The sequence below is a fragment of the Bradyrhizobium erythrophlei genome, assembly GCF_900129505.1.
GTDB lineage: Bacteria > Pseudomonadota > Alphaproteobacteria > Rhizobiales > Xanthobacteraceae > Bradyrhizobium > Bradyrhizobium erythrophlei_D.
Genome location: NZ_LT670818.1, coordinates 3,660,292 through 3,679,630, shown reverse-complemented (window position 1 = coordinate 3,679,630; position 19,339 = coordinate 3,660,292). Strand labels below are relative to the sequence as shown.

General features: G+C 64.0%; 19 protein-coding genes. 10 read left to right on the top strand and 9 right to left on the bottom strand.

Features of this window, described 5'->3' with window-relative positions; translation table 11 throughout:
- Window positions 1-351: 351 nt before the first annotated feature.
- Window positions 352-702, bottom strand: a complete 351-nt coding sequence (locus B5525_RS43985) for a hypothetical protein (protein WP_154073270.1) — start codon at window positions 700-702, stop codon at window positions 352-354.
- Between the two features lie 156 nt (window positions 703-858).
- Here B5525_RS43985 and B5525_RS16960 point away from each other — a divergent pair, with 156 nt between their 5' ends.
- Window positions 859-1,065, top strand: a complete 207-nt coding sequence (locus tag B5525_RS16960; protein WP_079567035.1) for a TOBE domain-containing protein — start codon at window positions 859-861, stop codon at window positions 1,063-1,065.
- 26 nt (window positions 1,066-1,091) lie between these two features.
- On the opposite strand, the gene B5525_RS16955 is transcribed toward B5525_RS16960, so the two are convergent.
- Window positions 1,092-1,280 (bottom strand): DUF2478 domain-containing protein, encoded by a 189-nt coding sequence (locus B5525_RS16955; RefSeq protein ID WP_244568048.1) that lies wholly within the window; start codon window positions 1,278-1,280, stop codon window positions 1,092-1,094.
- Window positions 1,281-1,387: 107 nt separating this feature from the next.
- Here B5525_RS16955 and modD point away from each other — a divergent pair, with 107 nt between their 5' ends.
- A complete protein-coding gene (gene modD / locus B5525_RS16950) occupies window positions 1,388-2,236 on the top strand; it encodes a ModD protein (RefSeq protein WP_079567033.1) in 849 nt (282 codons plus the stop codon).
- A 184-nt stretch (window positions 2,237-2,420) separates the two neighbouring features.
- Here modD and B5525_RS16945 read toward each other — a convergent pair whose 3' ends face one another.
- Window positions 2,421-3,296 (bottom strand): hypothetical protein, encoded by an 876-nt coding sequence (locus B5525_RS16945; RefSeq protein WP_154073269.1) that lies wholly within the window; start codon window positions 3,294-3,296, stop codon window positions 2,421-2,423.
- Window positions 3,297-3,723: 427 nt separating this feature from the next.
- Window positions 3,724-4,104: a hypothetical protein gene (locus B5525_RS16940; RefSeq protein WP_079567031.1), complete on the bottom strand. Its 381-nt coding sequence runs from the start codon at window positions 4,102-4,104 to the stop codon at window positions 3,724-3,726.
- A gap of 225 nt (window positions 4,105-4,329) precedes the next feature.
- On the opposite strand from B5525_RS16940, the gene B5525_RS16935 reads away from it, so the two are divergent.
- Complete coding sequence (locus B5525_RS16935; RefSeq protein WP_172899903.1) at window positions 4,330-4,896, top strand: DUF2478 domain-containing protein; 567 nt, start codon at window positions 4,330-4,332, stop codon at window positions 4,894-4,896.
- A 73-nt stretch (window positions 4,897-4,969) separates the two neighbouring features.
- Here B5525_RS16935 and B5525_RS16930 read toward each other — a convergent pair whose 3' ends face one another.
- The 4 genes from B5525_RS16930 to B5525_RS16915 all read right to left on the bottom strand — a co-directional run bounded on the left by B5525_RS16930 (window position 4,970) and on the right by B5525_RS16915 (window position 8,042).
- Window positions 4,970-5,176 carry a hypothetical protein gene (locus B5525_RS16930; RefSeq protein ID WP_079567029.1) on the bottom strand — a complete coding sequence of 69 codons (207 nt, stop codon included), beginning with the start codon at window positions 5,174-5,176 and terminating at the stop codon, window positions 4,970-4,972.
- A 253-nt stretch (window positions 5,177-5,429) separates the two neighbouring features.
- Window positions 5,430-5,852, bottom strand: a complete 423-nt coding sequence (locus B5525_RS16925; protein WP_079567028.1) for a Rieske (2Fe-2S) protein — start codon at window positions 5,850-5,852, stop codon at window positions 5,430-5,432.
- Between the two features lie 4 nt (window positions 5,853-5,856).
- Window positions 5,857-6,963 carry an amidohydrolase family protein gene (locus tag B5525_RS16920; protein ID WP_079573456.1) on the bottom strand — a complete coding sequence of 369 codons (1,107 nt, stop codon included), beginning with the start codon at window positions 6,961-6,963 and terminating at the stop codon, window positions 5,857-5,859.
- A gap of 17 nt (window positions 6,964-6,980) precedes the next feature.
- Complete coding sequence (locus B5525_RS16915; RefSeq protein ID WP_079567027.1) at window positions 6,981-8,042, bottom strand: amidohydrolase family protein; 1,062 nt, start codon at window positions 8,040-8,042, stop codon at window positions 6,981-6,983.
- 351 nt (window positions 8,043-8,393) lie between these two features.
- Between B5525_RS16915 and B5525_RS16910 the strand changes: the two genes are divergently transcribed.
- The 6 genes from B5525_RS16910 (at window position 8,394) to B5525_RS16885 (ending at window position 16,590) form a co-directional block, all read left to right on the top strand.
- The gene (locus tag B5525_RS16910; protein WP_079567026.1) at window positions 8,394-9,365 is read left to right on the top strand and encodes an ABC transporter permease; all 972 of its coding nucleotides are present in this window, start codon (window positions 8,394-8,396) and stop codon (window positions 9,363-9,365) included.
- 114 nt (window positions 9,366-9,479) lie between these two features.
- Window positions 9,480-10,469 carry a substrate-binding domain-containing protein gene (locus B5525_RS16905; RefSeq protein WP_154073846.1) on the top strand — a complete coding sequence of 330 codons (990 nt, stop codon included), beginning with the start codon at window positions 9,480-9,482 and terminating at the stop codon, window positions 10,467-10,469.
- Between the two features lie 107 nt (window positions 10,470-10,576).
- On the top strand, window positions 10,577-12,697 hold the full coding sequence (locus B5525_RS16900; protein WP_079567024.1) for an ABC transporter permease: 2,121 nt from the start codon (window positions 10,577-10,579) through the stop codon (window positions 12,695-12,697).
- Window positions 12,694-13,791, top strand: coding sequence for a hypothetical protein (locus B5525_RS16895; RefSeq protein WP_079567023.1), 1,098 nt, complete (start codon window positions 12,694-12,696; stop codon window positions 13,789-13,791). Before B5525_RS16900 ends, B5525_RS16895 begins: the two co-directional genes overlap by 4 nt.
- Window positions 13,788-15,287 (top strand): sugar ABC transporter ATP-binding protein, encoded by a 1,500-nt coding sequence (locus B5525_RS16890; protein ID WP_079567022.1) that lies wholly within the window; start codon window positions 13,788-13,790, stop codon window positions 15,285-15,287. Before B5525_RS16895 ends, B5525_RS16890 begins: the two co-directional genes overlap by 4 nt.
- A gap of 337 nt (window positions 15,288-15,624) precedes the next feature.
- Window positions 15,625-16,590: an alpha/beta hydrolase gene (locus B5525_RS16885; RefSeq protein WP_244567926.1), complete on the top strand. Its 966-nt coding sequence runs from the start codon at window positions 15,625-15,627 to the stop codon at window positions 16,588-16,590.
- Between the two features lie 24 nt (window positions 16,591-16,614).
- On the opposite strand, the gene B5525_RS16880 is transcribed toward B5525_RS16885, so the two are convergent.
- Window positions 16,615-17,196 (bottom strand): TetR/AcrR family transcriptional regulator, encoded by a 582-nt coding sequence (locus B5525_RS16880; RefSeq protein WP_079567020.1) that lies wholly within the window; start codon window positions 17,194-17,196, stop codon window positions 16,615-16,617.
- Window positions 17,197-17,339: 143 nt separating this feature from the next.
- Here B5525_RS16880 and B5525_RS16875 point away from each other — a divergent pair, with 143 nt between their 5' ends.
- The gene (locus B5525_RS16875; RefSeq protein ID WP_079567019.1) at window positions 17,340-18,824 is read left to right on the top strand and encodes an MATE family efflux transporter; all 1,485 of its coding nucleotides are present in this window, start codon (window positions 17,340-17,342) and stop codon (window positions 18,822-18,824) included.
- Window positions 18,825-19,339 lie beyond the last annotated feature (515 nt).

Below are 19,339 nucleotides of genomic sequence, written 5' to 3'. Positions count from 1 at the left end.
CGCGTTGGCATAGGTTAAATTTCAAACAGCCATGGCCACACCTTCGCGATCTCGCCGCGCAATTCGCGCGAGTCTTGCCTGCTCGTTCCGCCCTCTCCGTTCAGAGGGCGCAGGGAATGCCGGGCGTCCGATGCGCCCGATAGCCGCGTGTGCAATGAGTGTGGTAGAACGCACACGCGTTGTCAGGTCACACCGGGAAACACCCGGCATTCCCCGCGCAATGGTTTTACGGCTTATGTCGTACTCTCCCCGGCGATCGGGCTTTCTTGTCACCGTCGCTTGCGGAAATTGCTTCCCGCAAACTTGACGCCAGCGTCGAGGCGTCAGGACCACACGATTTTGCCGTCCGCCTCAGGTGCCGTTCGTCAAAGGCACATCAGCGTCCACCGCATCCCGTCCCGCGTTCGTGACGATCGCGAGCCGCCCCTCTGTGGGACGGGACGGGGGCGGATATAAAGCTGATTTGGGTCTTCGGAAAACCAGAATATTTTTCGCGGCGGGGCTGGACAGGTTTTTGCTGATTTGCCCGTCGGGTCGGTTCGTTCCCCCCGCGGAGACATAAACCGGCGATCGCACGGCTTCAGACAACGAAAAGACCGCCAGGACCGGCTGGCCGGCCGGGGCGATCTCGTGGGCACCCAAAATCACGGCGATTGGCAGTTGACGATGCCGGGGGACAGATGGCAGAGCAGAATCGGTCATGATGACCTCCGGATCGTTGCAGTACGAAACGCGTGAATTGTGGGCTACTGCTGCACGGCTGCCGAAAGCGGTTTTGCAGAATCCGACAGAGCAACCCGCGTCGCTTGGGGAATTCTGAAATCCATCAAGCTGTCCGGGTCAACAAGGAACGAACAAATGAAATTGAGCGCACGCAATATACTTCCCGGCAAGGTTGTTGCCGTCACCAAGGGAACGACGACGGCCCATGTGAAGGTCGAACTCGCTTCCGGCCTGACGGTGTTTTCCTCGATCACCAACGAGGCCGTCGACGACCTCGCGCTTAAGGTCGGCGACAGCGTGTCGGCTGTGATCAAGTCTTCGGACGTCGTGATCGGAAAGTAGTTTCAGGGCGGGCGCCGGACGCGCCATCAGCGGATGCCGCGCATGATGGCATCGCGACGGCAAACCCGCCACCATTCATCGACGACGCGGCGCGCATAGGGCAACGTGGTACCGCGTTCGCCGGTGAAATCCTTCGAGGCATCGACGCATTTCTCCGACACCGCGATCAGCGCCGCGCGGCCGGCAAGGACCGCGTCGGCGAGTTCGCTGCGCAGTCCCCCGCCGCAAGGCTCCTGTTTCGAGATTTTGTGGGCTACGATCAGGCTGACATCGTCCGGGCATCGATGTATTCATGCGGACATAGCGTCAAGCGAGCCTTGCCATGCCGACAGTTGCAACCCGCGCGGAACTCGAATGCCTGCTGGCCGACGACGTGCCGTATGGCGACCTCACGACCGAGGCGCTGGGCATCTGCGGCGCCGCGGGCACGATGGAATTTGCCGCACGCGATTCGATGGTGCTCGCGCTTGCCGAGGACGCCGCCGCCATCATCGAAATGTCCGGGTGCAGCGTAGACCTTTCGGCGACCAGCGGCACGACGCTTCGGCCCGGCACCCCCATTCTGACGGCGCGAGGTTCGGCCGGCGGATTGCTGCGAAGCTGGAAGGTCGCGCAAACCCTGATCGAGATCTGGTCGGGCGTCGCCACCGCGGCCCGCGAGATCGTCGAGGCCGCCACTGCGGTCTCTCCCGGCATCGTCGTGGCCTGCACGCGCAAGAATACACCCGGCACCAAGCGCTATGCGGTCGCGGCGGTGAAGGCAGGCGGCGCCGTGATGCACCGGCTGGGCCTGTCCGAGACGGTGCTCGTGTTTCCCGAACACCGTGGCTTCCTGGGCGAGGAGAAGCTTGCGGCGACCGTCGAGCGGCTGAGACGGGTTGGTCCGGAAAAGAAGCTGGTGATCGAGGTGACGAGCGTCGCGGCGGCGATTGCCGCGGCGGAGGCGGGTTTCGATGTGGTTCAGCTGGAGAAATTTGCACCGCCTGACGTCGCCACGCTGGTTGAACGGCTGCGAAGCGCGCGACCCCGGCCCGTGGTCGCCGTCGCCGGCGGGGTCAATTCGGGCAATGCCGCCGCCTATGCGCAAGCGGGTGCCGATGTCCTGGTCACCTCGTCGCCTTATCTGGCAAAACCGCGCGACGTGCAGGTGAGAATTCGCCCGAACGCCTAGCGCGGCATCCGGCTGACGCCGACCTGCGATCTCTCGGGCCGTCAAAACCGGAAGGAGCGGCCGGGTACCTTGATCCGAGACCACGCCTTGCGCTATGCCCCGCCGGCTTGCACCTTCGGCGTCGAAGAGTCCGGGGAATCCGACGCCGCGTTGTGGTCCGCTTTTTCGAGTTGCGAGCGGTCGTTTACTTCGGTCCCTCGACGTTGGCAGCCTGCGCCACCTCAAGATGGTCGGGTCTGGCCGGCAAGATTGGCTCGAGGATGTTGAACAGGACGAAATTGGTGAACTGACCCAGCGCCGTGCGCGGAAGAACACGTTCGAAGCGCGAATTCGGTGGCGCGAGGCAGATAGGGGTCATCGAGACGCCGTATTCCAACGCCTTCCCGGCGAGCAGCCGGCCCTCCTTGTCGACCACGGCCTGGTCGCTCTGCGTTTCGACAGCAAGTTTCACGATGTCCTTGACATCGCCGGGAGTTGCCGTCGCATTGGCTCCGAGTTTGCTCTGCGCGTCGCGGTCCAGCTTGAACTCGGCGGTGGCCCGCAGAATTTTTTGGCCCTGGCATACGTAACCGCCTGCCCGAAGGTATTGCATGGCAATTTGGTTGCACTGGGGCTTTTCCATCAGCTTGGCGAAAATCAACCAGTTGGTGCCAAGCGGGATTTCGTCCAGCACGACGTCGGTCAGCGACGAATGCACCTTCACGACATAATTCTTGTCGACACTGCCTTTGAGCAGCCATCCCACATCGATCTTGACGCCGGTGGCGAGTTGTCCGTTGCGTTCGAGACTTTCCTGCATCTCCAGGCTGCGAGACGAGACCACGGCTTCCTCGATATCCGATTTCTCGGCGGGACAGATCGTCGTGAAGTCCCTCACCTTGGAATCGACGTAGTAAAGCGATCCAACGGTCATCAGATTGGACGGCGGATTGATCGGTACGAATCCATATCCTCGCAGCGTGTCGCCCAGAGGATCATTGGTGGGCGTCGTCATGTAGTACGCCGCCGACGGAACGGCCAACACGGCCGCGGCCAACGCAAGCATGGTCATTTTTCGCATGATTGCCTCCTCTCGGGTACCGATCGACAACGCTCACCGGCCGGGGCAGCAGGCACCCCCGCACACCTTGTACCCTGCGGGACAAGCAGACACCGACGTGGCGACGCACGTCGCCGCCAGGATCGTTGCGAGTACTCCGAGAATCCTGATCGCACGCATGGCCTCTCTCCTGATCATACCAAACCGGAACGGCACTTGCTCTCAATCAACTCGTATCTAGTCCAATCCTCTATCTGAGGGTGTGAAATAGCCCACACATCGATTGCGATATTTGCGCCTTTCGCCGGCCATGCTGGCTGCGCGCACCGGTGTCAGGGTTCGCAGAGCGTCGGAGGATCCGTCTACTGTCCACCGCAACGCATGATTGCTTGCTTTGCGGCGCCCGTCATCAGGCACACAACGAAGTCGCGAACCCGGGATGCCGATGTCAATGCGGCCGCAGCGTAGCATCAGGCGGGCTATGCGCAACCAGCGCCGCGCCGAGTTCGCTCTGCTGCTGCCGCGGGATCGAAAAGCAGACGCTGAAGCCGTCGACGGAGCGCAGCGTCACCATGGTCTGGGTGGGATCGGATGATTGCTCGACGCGCCACGACGCCAGCGGGTAGGCGTAGCGCAGGCTCTGGTCGCCGAAGCGGGCCTGCAGCGCCTTGTCGATCAGACCCGGCAGCGTCATCGCCAGCGCGCCGACCTGGTTCAGCGTCAGCCGGATGGTCGCGGGCGCGCCGGTGGCATCCACGAACCCGAGCGAAACGGCGCCGCCATCGGCCGCGACCTCGCAGGTGGTAAGGGCCTGGGTGTCGATCTTCATCGGCGCGCTCCGGACAATTTTTCGTTATATTCTTGCGAATATATCGTTACAGTCGGCGGCGTCTAGCCCCGGTTTGTTGATCGGACCCGCCCGGCAGGCCGTAGTCTGGCGGGCGATTTAGTGGTATATGCCGAAACACACCGAAGTTTCCGAATGGCCCGCGCGGCAGGGAGAGCCAAGCCGCCGCGGTCACTCCCCGGTCACATAATTTGCGGAGATGCCGACGTGTTCGATTCCCAATGCGACCTTGCCGCACTGGTCTACGAACGGGATCAGGATCCTGATCGAGTGCTGCATGATTTTGCCTCGGACCTGAACATTCGCGGCTATCGCGCGGTCGGGCTTGTGCAGACAGGCCATCATTGTGTCGATGCGCCAAAACTATCCGCGATGCTGGTCCATACCGGCGAGGAACGGCAGCTATTTCAAAACCTCGGGGCCGGCGCGACCGGCTGCAGGCTGGATGTCGGCAAGCTGCTCGACGCCGGCGCCCAGATCGCCAACGCGATCGATGAGGGCGCCGACCTCGTGATCGTCAACCGGTTCGGACGGCAGGAATGCGAGGGCAAGGGCCTGTCCTATCTGGTCGAGCGCGCGCTGAGCGCGGATATTCCGGTCGTGATCGCGGTGCCGAGCCATCGCTTCGCGGCCTGGATCAGATTTGCCGACGGCATGAGCGTCAGGCTGCGCTGCGACCGCACGGCGCTGGAGGCCTGGTGGAGTGCGGTGTCAGCACGCAACGCCGGCATGCTCGGGCGCGATCACCAGACCGTCTGCGAGGTGCTGAAGTAGCGGCCGGGGGCCGGCTTCACACCCTCGGTATCACGGTGTCGCTATCACACGGTCGCCATCACAGCGTCGCCGGTCACAGCGTCTCTTGCTGGTGCCCGCACTGCTTGCAGGCGAATTTCACCCGCGTGGCGCCTTTTTCCGCCGAGATCCGGTTGGGCGCGCCGCATTTGCCGCAGAGCGTCTCGATGCGGGTATTGCCCTGCTTCACGACGATGGTCTTGCGTTCCATGGTTTCGCGAATCAGGCGCTCGGCCTCCTCGCGCATCGACTGCTTCGACATTCTCTTCTCACCGCCGTGGAAAATCAGGCAGCCTTATAGCACCGGGATCATGGTTTTGCGACGGGGGGCGGAAAATCGTTACCTTATCCCCGCCTTCAAACCGCCCGGGCGACGTGCTCGCGGGACCTGCGGCTGTGACAGGTCGCCGAAGGAAAACTGCGCGCTAAGATTTTCGTCATTGCGAGCGCAGCGAAGCAATCCATTGGGCAGCAAAGGAAGTTGGATTGCTTCGCTGCGCTCGCAATGACGTCCCTTATTGGCTGTTGATCTCGATCACGACGTAACTGTCTTCGATATGCACCGGAAACGTCTCCGCCACATAGGGCCCCTTGGCGAGCGTCTCGCCGTCCTCGATCACGACCGGATAGGTCCGCACCTTGACGCGTTTCGGATCGAACCAGGACTGGCCAGTGCGCATGTCGAATTCCCAGCCGTGCCAGGCGCAGCGCAGCAGTTCGCCGACACGCGAGCGCTGATAAACCCCGGGCTCCGGCGAGGTCAGCCGCGCCACGCAGGCGGCCTTGTCGAGCGGCGCGCCGGCGTGCGGGCAGCGGTTGAGCAGCGCGAAATATTCGCCGTTGACGTGGAACACCACGATGTCGCGACCGTCCACGCCGACCACCTTGTTGCCGCCGGGCGGGATCTCCGTGGTGCGGGCAACGATGTGACGGGTCATGCGATCAAAGCTTGTACAGCGCGCGGGCGTTGCCGTTGAAGATCTTTTGCCGTTCGGCCTCCGTCAACGGCGTCTTGAAGGCAAAACGCGGATCGTCGAAATCCCAATGCGGATAATCCGAGGAGAACAGCAGGCGGTCGACGCCGACCCATTCGATCAGCGAGCGCAGATGCCGCGCTTCGTCCGGCTCGTCGATCGGTTGCGTCGTGAACCAGAAATGCTCGCGGACATATTCCGACGGGCGGCGCTTGAGATGCGGCACCTCGCTGCGGAATTTTTCAAAATGCTGGTCCATCCGCCACATCGTCGAGGAGATCCAGCCGAAGCCGCCCTCGATGAACACGATCTTGAGTTTCGGAAACCGCTCGGGCACGCCTTCGATGACAAAGCTCGTCAGCGTCGCCGCCATCGAATGCGCATTCGACTGGTGCTCCTCGGCGTAATAAGACGGCCAGCCGCTCGCTGTCGGCGCGTGGCCGCCATAACCGCCGACGTGAATGCCGAGCGGCAGGCCGAGCTCCTCGCAGCGCGCATAGATCGGCCAGTAGCGGTGGCGGCCGAGCGGCTCGTTGGCGCGCGGCGAGACATTGATCTGGACATATTGGCCGATCTTGGCGCAGCGCTCGATCTCGGCGATCGCCGCTTCGGTGTCGTCCTGGCCGACCAGAATGGAGGCCTTCAGCCGCGGCTCGCGGCTGCACCAGTTGGCGAGCTGCCACTCATTGACGGCGCGCTGGATCGCGGCGCCGAAATCGAGATTCTGTTGCGAGAAGATGAAGAGGTCGAGCACCTGCAGCAGGCCGAACTCGATGTCGAGCGGATCGAGGTGCTGCTTGCGCATGAAGGCGAGATCGGATCCGGGCGGCCCGCCGGTCGGCGGCCAGGCATCGCGCCGCGCGATCAGCGGCGAGGAGCGCGGATAGGGCGTGGTGCCGATATAGGGCGTGCGCAAATGATCGCCGTAGGTCTTCAAGTGTTCCTGCCAGCGCTTCGACAGGAACGGATTGAGGTCGGCGCGCGAATGCAGGCTCGGATGCACGTCGCAGTCGATGATGCGCAGCCGGCTTTTCGCCTCCTGTTCGAACACGGGGCGGTCGATGACATCACTCATGCGAACCTCCTTGGAGATCAAGCGGCGAGCTTCAGCCGCGGAAAGGTTTCGAGCGGATTGTCTTCACACATGCGCGCCACGAGACTGGCGGGCAGATGCGGCGGGATCGCGTCGTCGCCGTCGAATTGCCAGTGCGGGTAATCCGACGAAAAGAGGAACATCTTGTCGGAGCCGATCATATCGATGATGTCGGCGACGCCCTTGGCGTCCGGCGGACTGTCGAAGGGCTGCGTGGTCAGGCGGATGTGGTCGCGCATGATGGCGGCCGGCTCGCGGTCGACCCACGGCACCTCGACGCGGACGCCGCGCCAGGTCTTGTTGGCGCGCCACATGAAGGCCGGCAGCCAGCTCACGCCGGATTCCATCAGCACCACCTTGAGGCCGGGAAACTTCACGAACACGCCCTCGTAGATCAGGCTGAGCACCTGGGCCTGAAACGCCTGCGCCTCGGCCAGATAATATTCGTAGCGATAGGACGGCCAGCCGACCGAACTCGGCGCGGCGCGATATTCGCTGCCGGCGTGGATCGCGATCGGCAGTTGGTGTTTCTCGGCGGCCTGCCACACCGGCCAGAAATGGCGGCGCCCCAGCAGCGTCTCGCCCTGCGCCAGCACCAGCACCGAGACGAACCTGTCGTCGCCGGCGCGGCGCTCGATTTCCTCGATCGCCAGATCCGGCGCCTGCAGGGGCACCACGATCGAGGCCCGCAGGCGCTTGTCCCGCGAAAGCCATTCGGCCGCGATCCAGTCGTTGATCGCTTTGCAGAAGGCGGCGGCCATATAGGGATCGTAGACCGCCTGCGCCCCGTACAGCACGTTGCAGATCGCGTGGCTCGCGCCGAGCTGGTCAAACGCCCCGCGCCGGACCATCTCAAGATCGCTGCCGGGCTTGCCCTTGGCCGGCCGCCAGTCGGCACGGCCGGATAGCGGCATGTCGGGCGGATAGCTGGTCAGATCGAGCCCGTCGATGGCCCGGCTCACCACCTGTTCCTTCCAGTGATCGTCGAGATAGGGCAATAGCGTCGTGCGCGTTCCGCCCACGGCGGGATGGATATCGCAGTCGATCCGCGTGGCGGCCATGCGCGTTTCCTGAGGCAGCGTTCTTGATATCTTTTGGCGGCTCTTTGCGGCCGCAACGGCGAATGTGCAGCCGACAGCGCGTCAACGCAAGAGTGCGGCGGCCGGACCGGTCAAAAAAGCGAAGCGCGTTTCCGGCGCAACCTGGGATCAAATTCGTACAACCCGGCTCGCGGCGCGGGCCATTTGACACAGGCGTCTGCAGATTTGCGTGTTTCTCTGCACGGAATATTTGCAGCGATCGCTTGCGCATCGACAGCAATGCAACGGCCCGCCGGGATAACCTGTGATCGCTTGCATTGGTTCCCAAAGCGCGCCAACATCTGCGGCAACAAACCAAGAAGAGACGTCGGGATGGGAATCAGGAGTATCGGCCAGCAAGGCATCGTATTTGCGGTTTTTGCGGCGCTGTTTGCCGTGTTCGCGATCGCCCTCCCCGGCTTTTTATCAACCGCGAATATGCTGACCTTGCTGCAGAACGTGGCGGTGCTCGGCATTCTCGGCCTCGCGATGGCGATCGTCGTAATCGGGCGCGGCATCGACATTTCATTGATCGCGGCGCTGGCGGTGCCGCCGGGGCTCGTGCTGCAGATGGTGCAGGACGGCCACTCGCTGCCGACCGCATTGGCCGCGGCCTTCGTCCTGACCGCGTTGTTCGGGCTCGTGAACGGCTGGCTGATCGCCTATGCCGAGGTGCCCTCGCTGTTCACCACGCTGGCGTCGGGATTGTTTCTCGCCGGGCTCGGCCAGGCGGCCTTGTTCAAGCTCGACGTGGTGCAGTGGAGCCCGGGGCTCGACGGATTCGAAAAGCTCGGACAGGGCAATCTGTTGGGCATCCCGATGCCGATCGTGATGTTCGCGCTGTTTTGTATCGCCGTCGCCTTCTTCCTGCGGCGGACGCGGCTCGGCGCCTATATCTACGCCATCGGCGACAATCCCAACGGCGCGCGGGTCACGGGGATCCCGACCCGGCCCATCATCGTGCTGCAATATGTGCTGGCGGCGCTGATCGGCTTCGGCGCCGGCCTGATCATGGCCGCCTCGGTCAACAGCATGCCGACGCGCATCTTCAATTCGACGCTGATCTACGATGTGATCCTAGTGGTCGTGCTCGGCGGCATCGGATTGTCGGGCGGGCGCGGCGGCGTGCTCAATGTCATCATCGGCACACTCCTGATCGGTACCATGCTCAACGGCATGACCATCATGGACGTCTCCTATTCCGGCCAGAACCTCGTCAAGGGCGTGGTGCTGCTTGCCGCCGTGATCGCGGATTCCTTCCTGAACCCGCGCAACGAGGAGACGGCGCAACAAGGCGATATATAGGGCAGGATCCGGCAAAGCGATCATGCTCGAACAAAAGATCGATCAATCAATCAGAGGGAGGACGACATGACACTTTCTGGCAAGATAAAATCCGGCAAGACAACACTCAAGACCATGCTGTTCGGGCTTGGCCTGACCGCGGCCGTGGCTTCGCCCGCGCTGGCGCAGAAGGGCCTCGACGAGCCGTTCCAGGGCGCGTTCAAGGAGGCGCTGGCCGGCAAGACCGTGGCCTACGTGCCGGTGGCGATGAACTTCGATCTCACCGAGGGCTGGTTCGCCGGCGTCAAGAAGGAGCTCGAGCCCTATGGCATGAAGGTGATCGTGCGCGACCCGAACTGGAGCACCAATGCCGGCGCGCAGGCGGTGACGACGCTGATCTCCGAAAAGCCGGCGGCGATCATCATCCACAATCCCGACGTGCAGACCTACGCCAAGCTGCTGCAGCGCGCCGAGAACGAGGGCATCTACATCATCCAGATCAACATGGGCTCGAACTATCGCAGCTCGGCCTTTGTCGGCGCCAACTGGATCGAGATCGGCGAACGTGACACCGAGGCCGTGGTCAATTTCTGCAAGGGCAAGTCCAACAAGATCGCAGTGGTCCAGGGCGCGCTGTCGGCGGCGGCGAGCGCCTACACGCTCAAAGGCGTTGAAAACGTGCTGGCGAAAAATCCCGATATCAAGGTGGTCTCCAGCCAGGCCGCCGATTGGGATGCGGCGAAGGCCAAGGCGATCACCCAGACCGTGCTGAAGCAGAATCCCGATCTCTGCGGCATCGTCGGCTTCTGGGACGGCATGGATATCGGCACCGCCGCGGCGGTGAAGGAAGCCGGCCTCACCGGAAAGGTCTGGGTCTCGACCTCCGGCGGCGGCGAGCGCCGGGGCGCCTGCGAACTCGTCAAATCGGGCGCCTTCGACCTCGACCTCAGCTACGACGTGCCGACCCAGGCCGAGCAGATGGCCGGCATGATCAAGTGGCTGGTCTCCTCCGGCGTCAAGCCGGGATCGGTGAAGGGATCGATGTACACGACCCTGATCCCGATCACCAAGGAGAACGCCGGCAGCGATACCGCCTGCTGGAATCTCAGCGACCTGAAGAAGTAGACCACCGCACACCCTGCCGGGCGGCCATGCGTTGCGCATGGCCGCTCGTCACAAGTTTTCCAAATATCCGCCGGCCAGACTGACAAAATTTCCTCCTTCGATCCGGAATGCCAATGCAAGATGCGCTGCTTCGTTTGCGATACCGCTACTGGCCGGATCATCTGCTCGGCGAAATTCTCTCCAAGCGCTGGACCGAAACCGCGATCCCGGTGATCGTGCTCTTGATCATCACTGTCTTGCTTAGCCGGGCGATCCCCGGCTTCCTGTCGGTCGGCGGCCTCGCCGATACCGGACGGCAGGCCGGCGAGATCGGCTTCATCGTGCTCGGGATGGCGCTGGTCGTCATCGTCGGCGGCATCGACCTGTCGGTCGGATCGATGTTCGCGCTGTGCGATTTCTGCGCGCTGTTCTGCCTCAACGTTTTGGGCTGGCCGGTGCCGGCGGTGATCGTTGCAACCCTGGTGTGCGGTGCGGCGCTCGGCGCGGTCAACGGCCTGTTGATCGGTTATTTGCGGCTGCGTGCCTTCATCACCACGCTGATCACGCTCATTATCTATCGCTCCGCCTATGACCTCCTGCTGTTCGACTATTCGAACAAGATCGCCGCCGCCTTTCCCGACTTTCCGTCCTGGGATTTTCTCGGCGGCGGGGTGGTCGCGGGCGTCCCCAGCGTCGTGCTGGTCTATATCGTGGTCGCGATATTCGGCCATGTCTTCCTGACGCGTCTGCGGCCGGGATGGCATGTCACCGCGATCGGCGGCTCGCGCCGCTCGGCCTACAATTCCGGCATTCCGGTGCGCCGCACGATCGCGCTGTGCTACACCGCGAGCGGCGTCATGACCTCGATCGGCGCGCTGTTTTTCGCGGCGCGTCTCGGCACCGTCGGCGGCGACGTCGGCGTCGGCCTCGAGGTCACGGTCCTGACCGCAACCGTGCTCGGCGGCATCAGCCTCGGCGGCGGCAAGGGCTCGGTCGCCAAGGCCCTGGTCGGCACGCTGATCGTGCTGTTCGTGATCAACGGCCTGACCACGCTGTCGGTCTCGGGCGGCGTCAACCGCATGGTGCTGGCCGGCGTGCTGCTGGTTGCGGCCACCATCGACATCCGCTGGCTGAAGAACCGCAACCGCATCATTTCGAAGGTCTATGTCAGCCCGACCTATCACGCGCTGGCGCCGGCGGCCTCCACCGCGCCCGGCAGCGGGCCGTTCGCGCAGAACGACAAGCTGCGCGGCGTCACGCTGATCGGGCTCGGCCGCATCGAGGCGCCGGAAGACGTCATCCTCGACCGCCACGACAATCTGTTCGCAGGTTCGCGCCATGGCGACATCATGCGCTTCAAGGCCCCCGACTATCAGGAGATGGAGGTGTGGGCGCATATTGGCGGCCAGCCGCTCGGCATGGCCTTCGATCGCAAGGACAATCTCTATGTCTGCATCGGCGGCATGGGGCTCTATCGCATCACGCCCGACCGCAAGGTCGAGAAGGTCACCGACGAGACCAACCGCAGCCTCTATTCGGTCAACGACGACAGCCGGCTGCGGCTGGCGGACGATCTCGATATCGCCGACGACGGCCGGATCTTCTTTTCCGAGGCCACCGTCCGCTATGAGATGGACGAATGGCCGGTCGACGGGCTGGAAGCGCGCGGCAACGGCCGCATCATCTGCTACGACCCGAACACCAACACCACGCGCACCGTGCTGCGCGGCCTGAAATTCCCCAACGGCATCTGCATTGCCAGCGACGGCCAGTCGATCCTGTTCGCGGAAACCTTCGGCTGCTGCATCAAGCGCTACTGGTTCGACGGCCCGAAGAGCGGAACGGTCGAGACCGTCATCGACAATCTGCCGGGCTATCCCGACAACATCAATCTCGCCTCCGACGGCAATTACTGGCTGGCCATGGTCGGCATGCGCAGCCCCGCGCTCGATCTCGCCTGGAAGATGCCGGGCTTCCGCCTGCGCATGGGCAAGCGGGTTCCGATCGACGAATGGCTGTTCCCGAACATCAACACCGGATGCGTGATCAAGTTCAACGAACGCGGCGAAGTGCTCGAATCCTACTGGGACCTGCGCGGCGTCAACCATCCGATGATCACCTCGATGCGCGAGCACCGCGGCTATCTCTATCTCGGCGGCATCGCCAACAACCGGATCGGCCGCTACAAGCTCGAAGGCGCCGACCCCGGTTTCGTCCAGTACGACCGGCGCTGGGGGAAGAGCAAGTGATCGCGGCCCTGAAAAATTTCACCGACCGCCTGCTGGGGCGGGGCGACGCGACCATCACCGTGCCGTCCTTCGACGGCGCGCTGAAGCCGAACCAGATGCTGGAAAAGGCCGAGATCGTCGGGCAGTTCGACGCGCCCGAAGACCTCGCCACCGACGGCAAGGCGCTCTATATCGCCGACGGCACGGCGATCCTGCGCCTCGACGGCGCCGCCCGCACCGAGGTCCGGCGTTTCGATCGCCCCATCACCGCGCTGTGCTGCCTGCCGGATGGCGGCATCGCGGTCGCGCTCGACGGGCGCGAGGTGCAGGTGTTCGCGTCGCCGTCCGCGCCGTCCGCCGCCGTGACATTCAACGATCCGTCGATGCATGCAGTCAACGCGCTGGCGCCGGGGCCGGGCAAAACGCTGGTCGCGACCGATGGCTCGACGGCGCGTCCTTACAGCCAATGGGTGCACGATCTGATGGAACGCGGCCGCAGCGGACGCGTGCTTGTGCTCGATCTCGAAAGCCGCAGCATCCGCACGCTGGCCTCCGGGCTGCGTTATGCGTTCGGCGTCTGCGCCGGCGGCAGCGACCTCTTCGTCAGCGAAAGCTGGCGGCACCGGGTGATCGCGCTCGGCGCCGACGGAATCCAGCGCACCGTGCTGGAGCATCTGCCGGTCTATCCGTCGCGGCTGTCGCCGGCCGCTTCCGGCGGGTTCTGGCTGACCGCATTCGCGGCACGCACCCAATTGGTCGAATTCGTGCTGCGCGAAAATGCCTACCGTCGCCGCATGATGACGGAGATCGATCCGGAATACTGGATCGCGCCGAAACTGAAATCCGGCCAGTCCTTTCTCGAGCCGATGCAGGGCGCACACATCAAGACCATGGGCGTGGTCAAGCCGTGGGCGCCGCCGCGCTCCTACGGCCTCGTCATCCGGCTCGATGCCGATGGCGTGCCGCTCTACGCGGTGCATTCCAGGGTCGACGGCGTCAACCATGGCGTGGCGGCGGCGGTGGAACTGGACGGCGCGCTGTTCGCCATCGCCAAGGGACCGGGCCGACTGTTGCGGATGCCGCTTGCCGGCATCGAGCAGGAGCTGCGCGCATGAGCGACGACATCATTCTCGCGCTTCGCAAGGCGACGAAGCTCTATGCCGGCGTTCCCGCGATCGAGAACGTCGATTTCGAACTGCGGCGCGGCGAGATCCATGCGCTGGTCGGCGAAAACGGCGCCGGCAAATCGACACTGACGAAAGTGATGGCCGGCGTCGTCGCGCTCACCTCCGGAAAGATGGAGGTCGACGGCGTCGAGGCGACGCCGCGCACGCCGCTGGAGGCGCGCCATCTCGGCATCGCCATGGTGTTCCAGGAGAACAGCCTGGTGCCGACCATGACGGTCGCGCAGAATTTGTTCCTGGGCCAGGAGAAGTTCTACAACCGTTTGCGCGGCATCTACATCGCCGCCCAGCAATTCCTGCAATCGCTCAATTTCGACGTGACGCCGACCGCGACCGTCGGCCTGCTCGGCGCCGCCAAGAAGCAGATGGTCGAGATCGCCCGCGCGGTGCTGCACGAGGCCAAGGTCATCATCTTCGACGAGCCGACCGCGACGCTGACGCCGGAAGAGAAGAAATACTTCTTCGACCTCGTGCGTGACCTCAAGCGTCGCGGCGTGTCGATCGTGTTCATCTCGCACGCGCTCGAGGAGGCGCTGATCCTGGCCGACCGCATCACCATCCTGCGCGACGGCAGGCATGTCGTGACCGACGACGCCGCCAAATTCGACCGCGCCCGGATCGTGCAGGCCATGGTCGGACGCGATCTGTCCAACACCCTCTATGGTGCGCGCAAGAACAGCGTGCGGCCGGCCGGCGCGCGGGTGTTGACCGTGCAGAACCTCAAGATGGCGCCGATGGTCAAGAACAACTCGCTGTCGGTATTCGCGGGCCAGATCACAGGCGTATTCGGGCTGGTCGGTGCCGGCCGCACCGAGACCTTCAAGGTCGTCGCCGGCGTACTGAAGCGCGATTTCTTCCACGGTGGCGAAGTGATCCTGCACGGCAAGCCGGTGCGCTACCGGGTGCCGGCGCCGGCGGTGCGCGCGGGCATCGCCTATGTCACCGAAGACCGCAAGGTCGAGGGTTTCTTCGAGACCATGTCGGTCGCCCGCAACATCTATCTCGGGCTGCTCGCCAAGATGCCGGGCGGCCGCTTCTTCCTGTCCAGCCGCGAGGCCGACAAGGCCGGCAAGAGCTGGGTCGAGCGCCTGAAGGTCCGCGCCACCGGCAACGACATCAAGGTCGTGGAGCTGTCGGGCGGCAACCAGCAGAAGGTCGTGATCGCCAAGTCGCTGGTGCAGGAGCCGGACCTGATCATCTTCGATGAGCCGACGCGCGGCGTCGATGTCGGCGCGATCGTCGAGATCCACGAACTGATCCAGCGGCTGGCCGACGAGGGCAAGGCGGTGGTGATGATCTCGTCCTATCTGCCCGAGATCATGGCGCTGTCGGACCGGATTTTGGTATCGCGGCAGGGCAAGGTGGTAGAGGAGTTTTCGGCACTGGACGCGACCGAAGAGAAGATCATGTACGCGGCGGTGCATTGAGGGACGCCGAATGATGGCGGCGCGCAGGTTCGAGACGCGCGGCGCTGCCGCGCTCCTCACCATAAGGATCGGACATTTCGTCCGAACAATCGTGGTTTAAGGCCTTAGCCCGAGGAAGCGCCAACGGGTCGCGCGAATGCGCGCCCGATGACAGGTTCCGCGCCGTCTCGAAGGATGAAGCCACCGGGCGACCAACGATACCACCTCCCGGCCGTGCATTTTCGCAAGATCGCGAGGGCCAACATGCCGTTAAATCGCCAAATCGCGGGTCGATGCTTGGTTGGTCGCTGGGCTTTGATAGGCATGAGGGTTCCGGCCAGTGTGTGGGTGGTCCTTTATGACAAGATATCGATACCTCGTCCTTTGTCTTCTGCTCATGGCGATCCCGGGCGCACCGGTTAGCGGCGCCGGGCTCGCGCCGGAGTTCGCCGGCTATTTGGTCAAGGTCGGGCTTGCCAGCGAAGACTCCAACCCGTCGTCTGCCGACCCCGCGCCGGAGCTTACAAAAGCGTGCGAGCAGGTGTCTTTCACGCGAAGCCTGAGATACGGCGAGAGCGAGCAGAATGTGCTCGACGTGGCGACCGGCGGCTCCGACACGGCACCGGCATCGCCGCGTCCGGTGCTGTTGCTGGTCGCCGGCGAAAGTTTTTCCGGCGACAATGCCGCCGCACCCGCCGCCACCGACCCGCTGCAGGATGCCGCGATGTGCTTTGCCGCGCGCAACGGCATGGTCGGCGTGAAGGTGAACTACCGGCTGGCGCCGGCGCACCCGTGGCCATCGGGCGCCAGGGACGTCGCGGCGGCGGCCTCGTGGATCCACCAGAACATCGACCTGTTCGGGGGCAGCCGCGACGAGATCGTCGCCATCGGCTATTCCGTCGGCGCCTTTCATGTCGCGAGCCTGTTGGCCCATCCGGAATTCCAGGACAGCGATTCCAATGTCGCCGGCGCCGTCCTGGTGTCCGGTATCTACCGCCCGAGCACCGATGGCAGTGCTGCGGAAAAATCCTATTTCGGCAGCGACGCCAGCCAATACAATGCGCGCTCGGCATTTCCCGGCATATTGAACATCGAGACGCCGCTGCTATTGGCCTGGTCGGCGCTCGATCCCCCACGGCTGGTCATCGAGGGCGAAAAGCTCAAGGAGATGCTGTGCAACTCCGCGACCCACTGTCCGCACACGACAGTGCTGAGGGATCGGGCGAATGTCGCATCCGTGTTCGGGCCCGATCCGTCCGGCGGAGGCCTTGGTCAACCGACGCTCGAACTGGTCCGCGAGATCGAGTCGCGGGGCCTGCCCTGACGCGGGCTGGTACGTCCGCGGGCGCTATTCCTTTTTCCCGATCTGACTGGCAAGCGCGATAGCCTCGTCGGCGCCGCTCTGCAAAATCTCCTGGGACAGCCACTTGTCGTTGACGGCTCGGGCCAGCTGCAGCGCGCCCACCATCACGGCGTAGATCGCGACCGCCTTTCGCCGACGTTCGGCGTCGTTGCCCTGCTCCAGCCCGGCCGCGATCAGTGCGATGACATCGCCGACCTTGCCGGTGAAGGCATCGCGGGTCGCCTTCGGGTGGCGGGCGATTTCGGCGACCAGCGCCGACGTCGGACAGCCCTGCCCGGGATTGTCGCGATGGTTTGGCGAGAGGTAATCGCGGATCGCCCCTGAAAGGCCGGTGCCTTTTTCCGCCGCCCGCGACAATTTGTTGCGGAAGCCGGCATGGGAAAGCACCTCGCGAACCAGATCCTCCTTGGAATCGAAATGCGCATAAAATGCGCCGTTGGTCAGGCCCGCATCCGACATGATGCCGGCCAGCCCGACGGCGGCAACGCCCTGCTCGCGAAACTGCTTCGACGCCACCTCGATGATGCGCCGGCGGGTCAGATCCTTGTGTCCCTTTTCGTACCGCATCGGCCGTTCCTCAGGAGGGCGCGGCGGCCGGGAGTTCCCCGGCGCCGCCCCATTGCATTACGATTGTAATTCTATATTATGATCATAATCTCACATCACGGCAGCGCTCGCAAGAGCCCGCAAACGGCCAGGAAATCAGACCGATGAGCCTGCAAACCCCCACGCCAACAGGCGAAGCCTATGCGGACGATCTAGAGCTGATCCCGGCGGCTTCCGAAACTGCCGCCGACAGGCCGGCAGCGGTCGCAAGGCCCACCGCCCCGACGGCGCCGGCCAAGGCGATCGAGACGCGCTCCAGCATTTTGACCGGACCGGTGCTGCCGACCCTGCTCCGGCTGGCGCTGCCGACCATGACGGTGCTGATCGCGCAGACCGCGGTGAACATTGCCGAGGCCTATTATGTCGGCTTTCTCGGCACCGATGCGCTCGCCGGCGTCGCGCTGGTGTTTCCGGTGTTCATGCTGATGACGATGATGTCGAATGGCGGACTGGGCAGCGGCGTCGCTTCGGCGGTGGCGCGGGCGACCGGCGCCGGCCGCAAGGACGACGCGAATGCGCTGCTGCTGCATGCGATGGTGCTGGCGGTCATCGTCGGCGCGATCTTCACCATCGGCACCCATTGGGGCGGCCCGGCGCTGTACCGGACCCTCGGCGGCCGCGAAGGCGCCCTCGACGCCGCCGTAAAATATTCCAATTATCTGTTTGCCGGCGCGATCCCGGTGTGGATCGTCAATTTTCAGGCGGCGGCGCTGCGCGGCTCGGGCAATGTCCGGGTGCCGGCGATGGTGACGCTGATCGGCGCCATGGTGCTGATCCCCTTTTCGCCGCTGCTGATTTTCGGCTTTGGACCGGTCCCAAAACTCGGCATCGCCGGCGCCGGCATCGCGTTCGCGCTCTATTATGTCGCCGCCATGCTGGTGCTCTTGCGCTACATGATGACCGGGCGCGCCGGCCTCACTCTGAAGCTCGCCCCGCTGCAGGGGCGGCTGTTCAAGGACATCCTGAAGGTCGGCCTGCCGACGGCGATCTCAACGACGCTGACCAATCTGACGGTGATCCTGGTGACCGGCGCGGTCGGGCTGTTCGGCACCAATGCGCTCGCCGCCTACGGCATCGCCTCGCGGCTCGACTACATCATGATCCCGATCCTGTTCGGGCTCTGCACCGCGGTGCTGACCATGGTCGGCGTCAACATGGGCGCCGGCCAGACCGCCCGCGCCAAGCATATCGCATGGGCCTCGAGTTTGGTGGGCGCCGGCGTCGCCGGCACCATCGGCGTGATCGTCGCGATCTTTCCGATGCTGTGGCTGCATCTGTTCAGCCACGATCCGCACGTGCTCGGTCCCGGCGCCGTCTATCTTCGGATCGTGGCGCCGTCCTATGCCGCGCTGGGCTTTGGCTTCGTGATCGCGTTCGCGGCGCAAGGCGCGGGCCACGTGCTGTGGCCGTTCGTCGGCGCGGCTTCGCGGCTCGTATTCGCCGCCGGCGGCGGCTGGCTCGCGGTCAGCTATTTCGGCGGCGGCATGACGGCGCTGGCGGCCATGGTATGCGCCTCGCTGGTGTCCTACGCGCTGATCTGCCTGATCGTGATGGGTTCCAAAACCGTCTGGCGTAGTCAAAAAGCATAGCGCCGGGTGCGAGCGCCATTGATCCATGATCGCCGAATTGCTGAAACACGCCAAGCCCGACGCGCACTCGACGGGAGACGCAGCAGAGCCGCGCATGTAATCGAAGGTTCATCAATCTATGGCAGTTTTAGCCCCGCCGGCATTTGAGGGAGCCGACCACGGAAAATACCGACACCGCCGAGCGATCATACTCCGCTCTGGCGGTGTTGTTCCGTTCGGCCGTCTCAGTTGGCGGCCTCTTTTCGAATTGGGCTCTTTCCGCAAGGGGTACAGCGTTGCGGGTGTTGTCTCGGTAGCGGGGTTCGGACCGGCCTGGACCGTGCCATCACCTCTTACGAAGAGTTCGGAGTGTGGGTCGATGGCAAGGCGATCGAACAGCGCTTGCAACTCCGGCCGAAGTCCATCGCCGCACAAGGCGGCGATCGAGTGGAATTTTCGCATGGTGTGCTCCTGTGTGTTTGCGGGCACGATAGGAGTTTTGGCCCGGCGAACCACCCGATTACCGAGCGACGATC

Excerpts from the sequence above, each read along its gene's own strand:
- modD (WP_079567033.1), top strand. The coding sequence starts at position 1,388 with ATGCCGACAGTTGCAACCCGCGCGGAACTCGAATGCCTGCTGGCCGAC.
- B5525_RS16945 (WP_154073269.1), bottom strand. The coding sequence starts at position 3,296 with ATGCGAAAAATGACCATGCTTGCGTTGGCCGCGGCCGTGTTGGCCGTT.
- B5525_RS16915 (WP_079567027.1), bottom strand. The coding sequence starts at position 8,042 with ATGGCCGCCACGCGGATCGACTGCGATATCCATCCCGCCGTGGGCGGA.
- B5525_RS16900 (WP_079567024.1), top strand. The coding sequence starts at position 10,577 with ATGCCAATGCAAGATGCGCTGCTTCGTTTGCGATACCGCTACTGGCCG.
- B5525_RS16920 (WP_079573456.1), bottom strand. The coding sequence starts at position 6,963 with ATGAGTGATGTCATCGACCGCCCCGTGTTCGAACAGGAGGCGAAAAGC.
- B5525_RS16940 (WP_079567031.1), bottom strand. The coding sequence starts at position 4,104 with ATGAAGATCGACACCCAGGCCCTTACCACCTGCGAGGTCGCGGCCGAT.
- B5525_RS16905 (WP_154073846.1), top strand. The coding sequence starts at position 9,480 with ATGCTGTTCGGGCTTGGCCTGACCGCGGCCGTGGCTTCGCCCGCGCTG.
- B5525_RS16890 (WP_079567022.1), top strand. The coding sequence starts at position 13,788 with ATGAGCGACGACATCATTCTCGCGCTTCGCAAGGCGACGAAGCTCTAT.
- B5525_RS16885 (WP_244567926.1), top strand. The coding sequence starts at position 15,625 with ATGACAAGATATCGATACCTCGTCCTTTGTCTTCTGCTCATGGCGATC.
- B5525_RS43985 (WP_154073270.1), bottom strand. The coding sequence starts at position 702 with ATGACCGATTCTGCTCTGCCATCTGTCCCCCGGCATCGTCAACTGCCA.
- B5525_RS16960 (WP_079567035.1), top strand. The coding sequence starts at position 859 with ATGAAATTGAGCGCACGCAATATACTTCCCGGCAAGGTTGTTGCCGTC.
- B5525_RS16930 (WP_079567029.1), bottom strand. The coding sequence starts at position 5,176 with ATGTCGAAGCAGTCGATGCGCGAGGAGGCCGAGCGCCTGATTCGCGAA.
- B5525_RS16880 (WP_079567020.1), bottom strand. The coding sequence starts at position 17,196 with ATGCGGTACGAAAAGGGACACAAGGATCTGACCCGCCGGCGCATCATC.
- B5525_RS16875 (WP_079567019.1), top strand. The coding sequence starts at position 17,340 with ATGAGCCTGCAAACCCCCACGCCAACAGGCGAAGCCTATGCGGACGAT.
- B5525_RS16910 (WP_079567026.1), top strand. The coding sequence starts at position 8,394 with ATGGGAATCAGGAGTATCGGCCAGCAAGGCATCGTATTTGCGGTTTTT.
- B5525_RS16925 (WP_079567028.1), bottom strand. The coding sequence starts at position 5,852 with ATGACCCGTCACATCGTTGCCCGCACCACGGAGATCCCGCCCGGCGGC.